This is a genomic window from Kribbella sp. NPDC026596, assembly GCF_040638415.1.
Taxonomy (GTDB): Bacteria; Actinomycetota; Actinomycetes; order Propionibacteriales; family Kribbellaceae; genus Kribbella.
Window position 1 is genome coordinate 22,043 of sequence record NZ_JBEZYF010000085.1, and the last position, 13,565, is coordinate 35,607.

A 13,565-nucleotide genomic window follows, 5' to 3' on the forward strand; every position below is an offset into this window, starting at 1 on the left:
GCCAACCGCCCCACAGGAGGACCACTATGTCCAGAGCCGTCCCGATCCAGCTCCCCATCACCACCTACTGATGCCCACCCCCTCCCGCCGAAACCTCCTCACCGGAGCCCTAGGCGGACTCCTAGGCGGCACAGTCCTCGGCAAACCAGCCACAGCCCACGCCGGCTCGCCCGCCGCTCCGGTCCCGACGACCCCACACCCTCGGTGGATCACCAGCTGGGCCGCAGCTCACACAGCCCCAACCCCCACCGATCTCGACGCCACCACCGGCTTCACCAACACCACAATCCACAACACCATCCACCTATCCGCCGGAACCACCGGCGATCGGGGTCTCGCCCAGCTTCGGCTCCGTTTCGCCAACCCCTTCGGCTCGGCGCCTCTCCTACTGGGCCCCGTGACAGTGGCGGGGGCCGACCAACCGGTTGCTGCGGCTTCCGCCACCACCTCCCGTCGCCTGCTGTTCGGCGGTGATGAGCAGGTCGTGCTGGCTGCTGGGGCGACTGTGGTGAGTGATCCTGTTGATCTGGCCGTACCGGACGGCGGCGACTTGGTAGTGAGCATGTACTTGCCGGGACCGACAGGCCCGGTGAGCTTTCACCGGAACGTGCATGCCACTGGTTTGATCGGTGATCGGCCGACGAAGTCGGTGTTCCTGCTGAGCGGCGTCGACGTACTCGCGAACGGCCGGCAGACGCTGGCGGTTCTCGGTGACTCGATCACCGAAGGAGTAGGAACCCCGGACGACGCCAACCTCCGCTGGCCGGATCAGTACGCCGCGCGGTTCCGGCATCGACCCGCTGTCGCCAACCTCGGGATGAGTGGGAACCGCCTGCTGCTGGACGACGCCCGCTTCGGCCCAAGCGGTCAAGCACGCTTCGACCGCGACGTCCTCGCACTACCAGGACTCCAAGCGGTACTGGTCTTCCTCGGCATCAACGACATCCAGCAACCACCGAGCCAGACCGACCCCGCGCGACTCCTGGCCGGCTACGAACAGCTCGCTCGCCGAGCCCGCGACCACAACCTGAACGTGCTCGGGGCAACCATCGGCCCCTTCAAGGGCTGGATCCGTTACACCGAACCGCTCGACCAGATCCGCCACCAGGTCAACGACGTACTCCGATCCGGCCCCATCTTCGACCGCATCGTCGACGTCGACGCCGTACTGCGTGATCCGGCCGACCCCGCGCAGTTGCGACCGGCCTTCAACAGCGGCGACGGCCTGCACCCGAACGCCGCCGGAGCCAAGGCGATCGCCTTATCCGTTTGAGAGGACTCACATGCCAGACCTCACCCTCCGCCGCCGGACTGTGCTCGGTGGCATGCTCGGCTCGGCCGCGCTGCTGACCGTGCCGACCCCGTCCTGGGCCGACGACTCGACCGACGAGCTCCGCCGCCGTTGGCAAGTGCGGCTCACCGGCGGTCCAACCGTCGATCCAGCCGACCCCGACCTTGCCGTCGCGATCGCGCGGATCGACAAACTCGCCCGCTCCGCCCTGACCACCCTCGACCGCTCCGCGACCCGTACGGCGCTCTGGCCGGATCTCGCGAGTACGACGCTGTCGAACCACGTCGCGTCGAACTTCCGCCGGATCGAGCAGATCGCGGTCGCCTGGGCCACGAACGGCTCGGCGTACCAGGGCAACGCGAGCGTCGCCAGGGACATCCTCGGCGCGCTCGACTGGATGCACGCCAACCGCTACAGCCCGAGCCTGCCGCGGTACGACAACGACTACGACTGGGAGATCGGCGCCGCCTCGGCGTTCGCGGACACTCTTGTCCTCCTGTACGACGTGATCCCCGCCGACCTGCGGACGACGTACACGACCGCGATCGACCACTACACTCCGGACCCGAACCTCTGGCGTGCCGATCGGCAGATCGCAACCGGCGCGAACCGCGTCTGGATCGCCACCGTGGTCGCGATCCGCGCGGTCCTCGACGGCGACACCGCTGCACTCGTGCGCGTCCGGGACGCGATCAGCGATGTGGAAGGCGGCGGTGCGAACAGCGTGCTCGCGTTCAACGACGCCCCCGGCCGGATCGACGGCACCGGCGAAGGATTCTCCAGCGACGGCTCGTTCCTCCAGCACTACAAGCACCCGTACAACGGCGGCTACGGCAAGGAGCTGCTCGGCACACTGTCGTCCCTGCTCTACCTGCTCGGCGGTACGCCGTGGACCGTCACCGATCCTGACCTCGACAACATCTACCGCTGGATCGACGACGCGTTCGACCCGTTGATGGTGCGCGGTGACCTGATGGGCTCGGTCTGCGGTCGCGAGATCGCCCGTCCCAGCAAGCAGAACCACGCGCCGTCCCAGACGATCATCGAAGGCACCCTCCGGCTGATCCCGGCCGCGCCGGCCGACCGGGCAGCGCGACTCACCGGGCTGGTCAAGCAGTGGATCACCGAGGACACGTTCCGCGATTTCCTGACCGTCACCGACCCGGCCTCGCTGGTGGCGGCCCGGGCCGTCCTCGCGTCGACCACGGCGGCTCGTGGGGCGCTCGTCGTCCACAAGCAGTACCCGCTGATGGACAAGGTGGCGCACCACCGCCCGGCGTTCACCGTCGGGCTGAGCGCGTACTCGTCCCGGATCTACAACTACGAGTCGATCCAGAACGAGAACCTGCACGGCTGGCACCTGTCCGACGGGATGGTGCTCGTGTACGACGACGACCTCGGCCACTACTCGGGCGACTACTGGCCGACGGTCGACCCCTATCGGTTGCCGGGGACAACGGTCGACACCCGGCGGCTGACCGACTCGTACGGCTTCCGCACCACGAGCGAGGCCGACTGGGTCGGCGGTGCGGCGATCCCCGGCCGGACGATCGGTGCCTACGGCATGGATCTCCGAAGCTACGGGACGAACCTGAAGGCCCTGAAGAGCTGGTTCCTGATCGACGACGCCGTGGTCTGTCTCGGCTCCGGCATCACCGGCGACGGCGCGGTCGAGACCATCGTCGAGAACCGCAAGCTGCGCGTCGGCGACGAGACGTTCACTGCCGCACCGGGGTGGTGTCACCTGGCCGGCACGGGCGGCTACATCTTCCCCGACCGAACGCCGATCCGGACGCTGCGCGAGAACCGTACGGCGACCTGGCGCGAGATCAACCTCAAGTACGGCACCGACGTTCCGGTCACCCGCCCGTACCACACCGTCTGGATCGACCACGGCACCACGCCCGTTGCCCAGGGCTACTACTACGTGCAGTTGCCGACGGCTACCTTGGCTGAGACCAAGACGTACGCGGGCAAGCTGCCGGTCCAGAAGCTCCGCGCCGACGCCACCGCCCACGCCATCCGCCTGCGCAACGTCCTTGCGGCCAACTTCTGGACCGCGGGCACGGTCGCCGAGCTGACCGTCGACGGTCCCGCCTCCGTGGTCGTCGCGGCCGGGACGATCGCGATCTCGGACCCGACGCAAACCCGTTCGTCGGTCACCGTCGACCTCAGCAAGCCCGGCCTTCGCCTGGTGAGCGCCGACGACGGGGTACAGGTCAGTCGCCACGCTTCCGGCTGGCGCCTGGTAGCCGACACCTCGAACCTCCATGGCGCCAGCCTGACCGCGACCTTCCACTGAGGAGCCCCTTCATGCTCGTTGACATGCCTCTCGACCGGTTGCGCGAGTACCGGCCCGAACCCGAGGAGCCCGCGGACTTCGACGCGTTCTGGAAGCAGACGCTCGACGACGCGGCCGCCCACCCGATCGACGCCCGGTTCGAGCCGTACGCCGCGCAGCTCGCGACCGTGGACGTGCAGGACGTGACGTTCCGCGGATGGAACGGTCAGCCGGTGAAGGCCTGGCTGCTCCTGCCACGCCATCGCAGCGGCCCGCTACCCGCGGTCGTCCAGTACATCGGCTACAACGGCGGTCGCGGCATCCCGTACGAGTGGCTGACCTGGAGCGCGGCCGGCTACGCCCACCTGGTGATGGACAACCGCGGCCAAGGCGGTGGCGGCAAGACAGTCGCGGACACCCCGGACGTCGCGCCGGACGGCCACGGCTCGTCGTCACCCGGCTTCCTCACCCGCGGCATCGAGGACCCCCAGAAGCACTACTACCGGCGGCTGATCACCGACGCGGTGCGTGCCGTCGACGCGGTCAAGAGCAGCCCGGACGTCGACAGTGACCACGTCGCCGTCCTCGGTGGCAGCCAGGGTGGTGGGCTCGCGCTCGCGGTCGCCGGGTTGCGTGACGACCTGTCCGCCGCGATCGCCGACGTTCCGTTCCTGTGTCACTACCGGCGCGCGTCGCAGATCACCGACAACGGCCCGTACGCCGAGATCGCGCGCTGGCTGAAGGGGCACCGTTTCGCCGTCCAGACCGCGATCGGCACCCTGTCGTACTTCGATGCGGTGAACTTCGCGGCCCGCGCGGTCTGTCCGGCGTGGTTCTCGGTCGCGCTGATGGACAACGTCTGCCCGCCGTCCACGGTCTTCGCGGCGTACCACCGATACGGCGGTCCCGCGCAACTGGAGGTGTTCACCTACAACGGGCACGAGGGCGGCGCGGAGTACGACCTGCCGCGCAAGCTCAGTGCGCTCGCCTCCGCTTTCGGCGCCGCCTGACAAGTCCCCACAGGATCAAGGCCGGCAGCCAGAGCACCAGTAGCCACGGGAGCCGCCACCAGCCGGAGCCGCCGTTGAGCTCTGGCTGGTCGGCGGCCACGAGCGGTCGTGCGGACGCGGACCAAGCCAGGAACGCGTCCCCGATCGGCACCGCGCCGAACAGGTATCGCTTCGTCTTCAGGCCGGTGAGCGGCAGCCCGAGCAGCTCGCCTTCCCGGGACAGCCGGTCGGCCACCGGATCGTGCTGGACGCGCGCCGCGCCCAGCGTCACCACAGTCGCGGACAAGCTCATCCCGAGGATCAGCGGTCCGGAGTCCACATCACCCTGGCCGGTCGAGCCTTTCGGATACTCCCGTACGCCAATCCCGTTGACGAACCGGTCCTTGAAGATCTCGTACTGCGCCCGCGCGAAGGCCGGATCGATGTCGACCAGGAAGCGCTGGATCATGCCCTGCGACGACGCCCGTGCCCCGACCAGCGCCGGCGTCACCTGGTGCGGGAGCAACCCGGTCGCCGGATCCAGCCTGGTCTTCGCCGCCGCCAGCCAGTTCGTCGCGATCTGGCCGAACCGCGGTGCCACCAGGTCGTCGTACAGGCGCAGGGAAGCGATCGCGACGACCGAGTCGACTGGCCAGGCCTGACCCGGGTACGAGTCCAAGAACGGGGTCCGCGCGGTCCGGAACGCGGTCGCGATCTCGACCGACTTGCTGGTGAACTCGTCGATCTCGGCCGCGTCGGAGTGCTTGAGCGCGATCAGTCCGCCGCGCAGCCAGTTCGTCCAGCCCGCATGGAAGACGCCGTACCGCGGTTTCAGCGAGGCGTCGAATGGCGCGGTGCCGTCCGCGGACTGCAGCCGGTCGAGAGACCAGCGGGCCTCGGCGGCCGCATCGGCGGAGCGGGCCGGGTCGGTGAGCCCGACCTGCACCCACGTCAGTCCGTAGAGCGCGTTGAGGAAGAAGTACCCCTCCGGGAACTGCTTCTGAGCGGCGTGGTCCGCGCCGCCCTCGATCTCGGCGCGCAGGAACGCCAACTGCTTGACCACGCCACGGGTGGGATCGGTCCGGGGAAGGACCAGGCGCGCGGTGCCCACCCCCGCCACGATGGTGGCGATCACCGCTACGCCGATCACGAACTTGCGCAGCACCCGAAGCAACCTAGCGGGACTGGGCAACGAATGGCAGTCGTACGGGCGACTATCCGATGACTCAGGTGCCGAGCGTCGACTCGCGGGTCACCAGGCGGGTCGGAAGTTCCATCAGCCCGGGGTGCGCCGAGCCGGCGATGCTGTCGAGCAGGAGATTCGCCGTACGGCGACCGAGTTCCTCGAGCTCCAGGTCGACAGTGGTCAGCGGCGGCCGGCTGGCCAGCGCCATCACCGACCAGTTGTCGTACCCGGTGACGGCGATGTCGTCGGGGACAGCGCGGCCCAGCTCACGGAGGCGATCGCAGACACCACGCGCGATCTGGTCGCTGCCGCAGGAGATGGCGTCGAGATCAGGCGTCGTACGCAGTAGGACGTCGACCGCATGCCGTCCCCACCGCTCCGTCCACTCGCCGTGCATCGGCTCGCCGACCATCGCGTCGCCGGCAGTCTCGACGGTCGCCGTGGCGCGGTCCCGCGCACTCTGATGGCTCGCGGGGCCGGTGACGTGCGCAATCCGTTGCCGGCCGAGCGAGAGCAGGTGCCGGACGGTCGACCCCGCTCCGCCGTGATCGTCCACGACCACCGAGGTATCGGCCGGATCGGTCGACGGGCTGAAGGCGTAGACCGCCGGAATCGGTACGTCGATCGGCGCGCGAGGCTCGGTCCGCCGACCGGTGACGATGATCCCGTCGACCCGCCGCGACACCAGCGACCGAAGATAGTGCTGCTCGCGCAGCGGATCGTCCCGGGTGTCGCAGAGCACCAGCGCCATCTCGCCCGCACTCAACGCGTCCTCCGCGCCGAGCATGATCGGAATGCTGAACCGGCCGGAGCTGTCGGTGGTGATCAGCCCGACCGTGAAGCTGCGCCCGGACGACAACGCCCGGCCCCGGCTGTCCGGGGTGAACCCGAGCTGCTCGGCGGCACGGCGTACCCGCTCTCTGGTCTCCTCGCGAAGCTGACCGGTGTCGTTCAACGCCTTCGACGCCGTACTCGTGGAAACGCCCGCCAACGCGGCCACGTCGGTGATCCGGGGCAGCGAAGGTCCGCGTGACGCCATCCGGCAACTCCTTTCCGAACTTTCCGGAAACAGTACAGCACGGGTCCCGGCGTGTCCGGATCTCGCCAGGTCCCAGGGGTTGACCAGGCCGTTGACCGTCTCTACCTTCGTCAAGGAAAACGTGTTCTGGATTTTCCGCAGCCTTCCCCCAGGAGTCACGCCCTATGAGCGCTACCCCGGAAGCAGTCACCACCTCCCGCAGCCCGGCCGCCACGGCCGCCGGCCGCCGGCAACCCTTAGGACTCGGCCAGGCGAAGATCACCGGCGGCTTCTGGGCGCCGCGCCAGCTCCGCAACGGCGAGAGCGCGATCCCCAGCGGTCAGGACCAGCTGGAGTCGGCCGGCAACCTGCAGAACCTGCGACTCGCGGCCGGCATCGGCGACGGCGAGGCGATCGGTCCGGTGTTCGCCGACTCCGATGTCTACAAGTGGCTCGAGGCCGCCGCCTGGGAGTACGGGCGCAACCCGAGCGACGACCTGCTCAAGCGCATCCGCGAACTCACCGCGGTCGTCGCCGCCGCGCAGCGCGAGGACGGCTACCTCGACTCGGTCGTCCAGCTCCGGTACGGCGACGAGGGCCGCTACCAGCAACTCGTCTGGAGCCACGAGCACTACTGCGCCGGCCACCTGATCCAGGCCGCGGTCGCGCAGGTCCGCTGTACCGGCGACCGAGCGCTGCTCGACGTCGCGATCAAGCTCGCCGACCACCTGGTCGCAACGTTCGGTGAAGGCGATGGCAAGACCGTCGACGTGGACGGCCACCCGGTGATCGAGATGGCCCTGGTCGAGTTGTATCGAGAAACCGGTACGACGGCCTACCTCGACCAGGCCAAGTGGTTCGTCGAGGCGCGCGGCCACGGGATCATCAAGAACCACGGCCACGAACCGGCGTACTTCTCCGACCGTGTCCCGGTCCGCGAGGCGACCTCGGTCGAAGGCCACGCGGTCCGCGCCGTCTACCTCGCCGCCGGTGCGACCGACGTTGCCCTCGAAACCGGTGACACCGACCTGCTCGACGCGCTGAAGCGGCAGTTCGAGCACATGTGGTCGACGAAGACCTATGTCACCGGCGGTCTGGGTGCGCGCTGGGAGGGCGAGGCGTTCGGCGACGAGCACGAGCTGCCCGCGGACCGTGCGTACGCCGAGACCTGCGCGGCGATCGGCGGGATCCAGTGGGCCTGGCGGATGCTCCTCGCGACTGGTGACGCGTTCTACGCGGATGCGATCGAGCGGATGCTCTACAACGGCTTCCTCGCCGGCGTCTCGCTGAAGGGGACCGAGTACTTCTACGTCAACCCGCTGCAGCTGCGCGGGGCCGCGCACGCGGACAACGGCCGCAGTCCGGCACATGGCCGGCGCGGGTGGTTCGACTGCGCCTGCTGCCCACCGAACATCATGCGCACCCTAGCCAGCCTCGACGCCTACCTCGCCACCACGAACGACGGTGTGGTGCAGATCCACCAGTACGCAGCTGGAGTTCTTCAGACCGACAAGGGTGAATTGAGCATCGAGACCAACTACCCATGGGATGGCGCGGTCCGAATCACTTCTCCTGTCGCAGTTGAGCTCAGGATCCCGGCCTGGGCGGACGGCGCCACCGTGAACGGCGAGCCGGTGGCGGCGGGCACCTATGCCCGGGTAGAGGTCGCCGAGATCGATCTGCAGTTGCCGATGACGACCCGCGTGGTCGGCGCCGATCCTCGCGTCGACGCCGTACGGGGTTGTCTCGCGCTGGAACGCGGCCCGCTCGTCTACGCGGTCGAGCAGGCCGACCAGCAGACGAACGTCGACGATCTGCACCTGTTGCCTGAGGCGCCAGTTGCTGCGACGCACGATGACGAGCTGCTGGACGGTGTGACTGTGCTTCGCGCCCGTGGGCTGGCCGGGACCGGTCACCGCGACGGCTGGCCGTTTACCTCGTCGGCCAAGGACGGAGCCGGTGACGAGGTGGACGTGGTCGCGGTGCCGTACTACGCCTGGGCCAACCGCGAGATCGGCGCCATGCGCGTCTGGTTACCCAGGGCCTGAGCATGCTCACCCGGCGGAAGTTCCTCGGTGCGTCGGCCGCGGCAGTCGCTGCCGGCGCCGTACCGGGCTGTAGCTCAGTCCTGCCCGAACCCGACGTCCAGGCAGCTGGGTTCGGGCAGGAAGCCACCGGCACCGTGCAGGTGTGGTGCCGGGCGGCGACGCAGACCGGCCTGACCGACTTGGTGAAGAAGTTCAACGCGTCCCAGGGTCGGCTCACCGTCGAGCTGACGCCGGTCCTGGACGCCCAGTACGTGACCAAGCTGGCGACCGCGATCCGCGGCCGGAGTGTGCCGGACCTGGTCGACATCGACGACATCAACTCGATGCTGTTCATCTACCGCGACGCGTTCACCGACCTCACCGAACCCCTGCAGGGACTGGACTTCCGGGACAAACTCAGTCCCGGTCACCTGCGGCTGGCGACGAAGGACGAGCGTGTGTACGGCGTTCCGTACCTCGCCGACAACTCGATGTTTTGGTTCAACACCGAGCTGTGCGACCGGGCGGACGTCGACCTGGACGAGGCGATCAAGTCCTTCGACAACCTGCTCGACGCGGCCAAGAAGCTGCGGAAGCTGGGCGACGACATCTACGCGTGGAGCTTCCCGGCCAACAGTCCGGGTGCGCTCGGGTTCGTCGTACAGCCGATGATCTGGGCAGCCGACACCGACCTGATCCAAGGCGCGATCGGTCAGCAGTCCGGCCACATCGTCGGGAACGACGTGGTCCAGCGGATGCTCGAGCTGCACCGGCAGCTCTGGGTCGACGGGCTGGTGCCCCGGGCGAACTTCTCCGACGACGCGTCCCGATGGGGGAGCGACTTCCGGGCCGGCAAGATCGGCATCTTCCCGTCCAACTACAGCGTGGTGGTGTCCGCCTCCGACGACAAGTTCCACCAGAAGGTCGCCCCCCGGTTGCTGTCCGGGCCGGACGGTGGCGCGGCGTTCTTCGACGGCGGCGACAACATGTGCATCCCGCGCGGCGCTCGTAATGCCTCTGGGGCTTGGGAATTCGTCCGCTTCGCGCTCGACCTGCCGCAGCAGGTCGACCTGCCGGCGGGCGGTTACACGCCGGTGCGGTCGGACGCGCGGACCGCGGAGTTCGCGAAGAAGTTCCCGCTCGCGACGCTGCCGTTGGAGCGCATCCAGGAGGGGTACGCGCCGACCACGCTGTCCTACAACCTGCTCTACAACCAGCCGGACGGGCCGTGGCTGCAGATGTTCCGCCGGGCCGTCTTCGACGGCGAGCTGGAGGCTGCGATGAAGGAAGCACAGCAGAACTACGACCGGATCCTGAAGCAGGGGCAAGCATGAGTACCGCGGTCAGAGGTGCTCGCCGGTTGGATCCGGGTTCGCGCAGGGCAGCGGTCGCCGGGCGACGGGCCGGACGAGGCTCACTCACGCATCCGGCGCGGACCGGGCTGCTTCTGGTGACTCCCGCCGTACTGTTCGTCGGGGTCTTCGTGCTGGTGCCACTGGCCTTCGCCCTGGTGATCTCGCTGACCAACTGGCCGCTGATCGGGACGGTCAAGTTCAGTGGGCTGAAGAACTACGGCGCGATCGTCTCCGACGCCGCGTTCGCGAAGTCGGTGCTCTACACCATCCTCTACACGGTCATCGTGACCGGGCCGATCCTGGTGCTCGGCTACGCCTTGGCAGTTCTGGTACGACGCAAGCGCCGCGGCTCGACGTTGTTGCGCACAGTCTTCTTCCTGCCGTTCGTCGTCGGGCTGTCCACCCTCAGCTTCGTCACGGTGCTGGAGGCTCAGCCCGACAGCGGTGCGATCAACATCATCCTGCGCAAACTCGGCATCACCGACGGTACGACGGCCTGGCTGGTGAGCGGGCCGCTCGCGACCGGACTGATCTGCGTGCTGGTGATCTGGGGTGTCAGCGGGCTGACCATGATGCTGCTGATGGCCGGCATGCAGGCGATCCCGCGCGAGTACTACGAGTCCGCCGACCTGGACGGCGCGGGCTGGTGGAAGCAGGAGTTGGAGATCACCATCCCGATCCTGCGGCGCACGATCGCGATGGCGGTGATCATCTCGGTGATCGGCTCGCTGCTCGCGTTCACGCAGTTCTACATCTTGACCCGCGGCGGTCCGGGCACGGACACCACCACGGTCGTGCAGTACATCTACAACCGCGCCTTCGTTCAGCTGCAGCTCGGTGCCGCGACCGCGCTGTCGATCGTGCTGGTGATCGTGGTCGGGCTCGTCACCGCGGCCCAGTTCTGGCTGCTCCGGGAGAGGGACTGACTCACGATGAGACTGAAGAACACGCTGTACGTCGTCGGCGGTGGCGGCGCCTTCCTCGTCTTCGCCGTACCGTTGCTGTGGGCACTCTTCCGCTCGGTGCAGCCGAACGACGTGATCGTCGCGGCACCGAACGCATCGACCTTCTTCCACCTGACCTGGGACAACTTCCGCACGCTGATCGAGGGACCGGGCCACCTGATCCGGGCTGTCGGCAACAGTCTGATCGTTGCCCTGAGCACCGCGGCGCTGACCGCCGTACTCGCGACCTTCGCCGGCTACGGGTTCGCGCGCTTCCGGTTCCGGAGTGCGCCGCTGCTCTTCGCGCTCGTGGTGGTGTCGATGATGATCCCGTTCCAGGCGATCCTGACCCCGCTCTACCTGGAGATGAACACGCTGCGGCTGACCGACAGCCTGTTCGGCCTGGTGCTCTTCTACACCACCGTCAACCTGCCGTTCGGCGTCTTCGTGATGCGAAACTCCTTCGCCTCGGTCCCCGTCGAACTAGAAGACTCCGCTCACGTCGACGGTTGCGGCACCCTCCGCATGATCGGCTCGGTCCTGCGTCCGCTGGTCACCCCCGGCGCAGCCACCGTAGCCCTCTACGCCTTCCTCGCCGCCTGGACCGAATTCCTCGGCGCCCTCACCTTCCTCACCAAAGACGAGCTCTACACCCTCCCCGTAGCCCTCGTAAACGTCCAAGCCGGCGCCTACGGCGAGGTCAACTTCGGATCCCTAGTCGCAGGCTCAGTCATCGCCATGATCCCCTGCGTAGTCCTCTACATAGCCCTCCAACGCTTCTACGTAACCGGCCTAGCCTCCGGAGCCGTCAAAGGCTGACCCCCACCCCGCCGCCTCGGGCAAACCCTCCAACTCAGGGGTTATCCCCCCAGCTGGAGGGTTGCCCACTGAGAATCTGAGGGGGCAACCCTCCATCTCAGGGGGCAACACCTCAGTTGGAGGGTTGCTTGTTGAGAATCGGAGGGGTGGCCTGCGGCGGCGTCGCTCGGGTGACCACGCCCAGCGTGACCACGGTGCTGTCGGCTGAGGGCGGCAGCCCGCGCAGGCGGGCTGTAGCCCGCACGGAAAGTCGGGTGGGTGGGAGCGGCTGCGTAGCACGCGACGTAGGAGCGCGCGGAGCCGGTCGCGCGGGAGAGTCCTTACAGGCTGGGGCGGATTTCGTGTTCGGGGTGGGCGGCGGCGTGGGCGTCGGCTACCTCGCGGCAGAGGGCCATTAGTTCGGTCTCGTTCTTTACCTGCTGGCGGGCCTCGGGGCCTAGCTCGATGATGTGGTCGCGGGCGCGGAGGAGGCGCTGGAAGATGCGTTCGCGTTCGCCCTGGTCTTCGGTGTACTCGGCGTCCAGGTAGGCGGTCGCGTCGCGGCGGATGTGGGCCATTGCGGTCTGCGTGCGCCCGCGCGTACTGAACAGGGACGCGAAGATCGTGATCAGGAGGACGACGAGGATGACGACCAACGACAGGCCGGTGCTGATCTCGATGACCTCGACGTGCTCGCCGTCGTTCACGAACGGCAGGTTGTTCTCGTGCAGGGCGTGCAGGATCAGCTTGGCGCCGATGAACATCAGGATCGCGGCCAGTCCGAAGGACAGGTAGATCAGCCGGTCCAGCAGGCCGTCGAGCAGGAAGTACAGCTGGCGCAGGCCGAGCAGGCTGAACGCGGTCGCGGTGAACACGACGAACACGTTCTGGGTCAGGCCGAAGATGGCCGGGATCGAGTCCAGCGCGAACATCAGGTCGGTGCCGCCGATCGCGACCATCACCAGCAGCATCGGCGTCATCATCCGGCGCCCGTCGACCATGGTGGTCAGCCGGTCGCCGTCGTACTCCTCGCTGGTGCGGAACAGCCGCCGACTCAGCCGGACCACGATGTTCTGCGCAGAGTGGGACTCCTCGGTCTCGGGCTTGAGCATGTTGCCGGCGGTCAGCAGCAGCGCGATCCCGAACAGGTAGAACACCCAGGAGAACGTGTTCAGCAGCGCGGAGCCGACGAAGATGAACGCGGCCCGGGCGATCAGCGAGACCACGATGCCGACCAGCAGGACCTTCTGCTGGTTCTCCCGCGGCACCCGGAAGCTGGTCATGATGATCAGGAACACGAACAGGTTGTCGACCGACAGCGCCTTCTCGGTGATGTAGCCGGCGAAGTACTCCGAGCCCATCGCCGTACCGCCGAGAACGAGGGTGCCGAGTCCGAACAGTACGGCGATCCCGACGTACACCGAGGACCAGATCGCGGCCTCCCGCAGCGTCGGGACGTGCGCGGACCGGACATGGAAGAAGTAGTCGAACAGCAACAACCCGACGATCCCGAGCAGCGTCAGGATCCAGACCAAGGGGGACACGGTCATGGGGCCTCCCGGCCTGGACTGAGGAGCGGAGGGAGCGAAGCGACTGCAGCGACGAGGGAAGGCCGGGAGCTCAAGCCCCATGACCCGCCGCGCCGGAGGCGCGGCATCAATACCGCCATAGGGGCA

At 68.0% G+C, this 13,565-nt stretch carries 10 protein-coding genes; 7 read left to right on the forward strand and 3 right to left on the reverse strand.

The window, feature by feature from the left end:
* Positions 1-397 precede the first annotated feature (397 nt).
* The 3 genes from AB0E63_RS40920 to AB0E63_RS40930 are packed head-to-tail and all read left to right on the forward strand — an operon-like array spanning position 398 to position 4,582.
* Positions 398-1,273, forward strand: a complete 876-nt coding sequence (locus tag AB0E63_RS40920) for a GDSL-type esterase/lipase family protein (RefSeq protein ID WP_360378581.1) — start codon at positions 398-400, stop codon at positions 1,271-1,273.
* A 10-nt stretch (positions 1,274-1,283) separates the two neighbouring features.
* Complete coding sequence (locus AB0E63_RS40925) at positions 1,284-3,593, forward strand: polysaccharide lyase 8 family protein (protein WP_360378583.1); 2,310 nt, start codon at positions 1,284-1,286, stop codon at positions 3,591-3,593.
* Positions 3,594-3,604: 11 nt separating this feature from the next.
* Positions 3,605-4,582 carry an acetylxylan esterase gene (locus tag AB0E63_RS40930; RefSeq protein ID WP_360378586.1) on the forward strand — a complete coding sequence of 326 codons (978 nt, stop codon included), beginning with the start codon at positions 3,605-3,607 and terminating at the stop codon, positions 4,580-4,582.
* Here the strand turns inward: AB0E63_RS40930 and AB0E63_RS40935 are convergent.
* Together AB0E63_RS40935 and AB0E63_RS40940 are read right to left on the reverse strand one after the other, a co-directional pair.
* Entirely contained in the window at positions 4,548-5,726 is a 1,179-nt protein-coding gene (locus tag AB0E63_RS40935; protein WP_360378589.1) for a hypothetical protein, read from the reverse strand. The genes AB0E63_RS40930 and AB0E63_RS40935 overlap by 35 nt on opposite strands.
* Before the next feature lie 61 nt (positions 5,727-5,787).
* Positions 5,788-6,786: a LacI family DNA-binding transcriptional regulator gene (locus tag AB0E63_RS40940; RefSeq protein WP_360378590.1), complete on the reverse strand. Its 999-nt coding sequence runs from the start codon at positions 6,784-6,786 to the stop codon at positions 5,788-5,790.
* Between the two features lie 164 nt (positions 6,787-6,950).
* On the opposite strand from AB0E63_RS40940, the gene AB0E63_RS40945 reads away from it, so the two are divergent.
* From AB0E63_RS40945 to AB0E63_RS40960, 4 genes are read left to right on the forward strand one after another with little or no spacing between them, the layout of a single operon-like run.
* The gene (locus AB0E63_RS40945) at positions 6,951-8,813 is read left to right on the forward strand and encodes a beta-L-arabinofuranosidase domain-containing protein (protein ID WP_360378593.1); all 1,863 of its coding nucleotides are present in this window, start codon (positions 6,951-6,953) and stop codon (positions 8,811-8,813) included.
* Positions 8,814-8,815: 2 nt separating this feature from the next.
* Positions 8,816-10,126 (forward strand): extracellular solute-binding protein, encoded by a 1,311-nt coding sequence (locus AB0E63_RS40950; protein ID WP_360378595.1) that lies wholly within the window; start codon positions 8,816-8,818, stop codon positions 10,124-10,126.
* Entirely contained in the window at positions 10,123-11,073 is a 951-nt protein-coding gene (locus AB0E63_RS40955; RefSeq protein WP_360378598.1) for a sugar ABC transporter permease, read from the forward strand. The genes AB0E63_RS40950 and AB0E63_RS40955 overlap by 4 nt, the downstream gene beginning before the upstream one ends.
* 6 nt (positions 11,074-11,079) lie before the next feature.
* Positions 11,080-11,910, forward strand: a complete 831-nt coding sequence (locus AB0E63_RS40960) for a carbohydrate ABC transporter permease (protein ID WP_360378601.1) — start codon at positions 11,080-11,082, stop codon at positions 11,908-11,910.
* A gap of 320 nt (positions 11,911-12,230) precedes the next feature.
* On the opposite strand, the gene AB0E63_RS40965 is transcribed toward AB0E63_RS40960, so the two are convergent.
* Complete coding sequence (locus AB0E63_RS40965) at positions 12,231-13,439, reverse strand: TerC family protein (RefSeq protein WP_360378604.1); 1,209 nt, start codon at positions 13,437-13,439, stop codon at positions 12,231-12,233.
* Positions 13,440-13,565 lie beyond the last annotated feature (126 nt).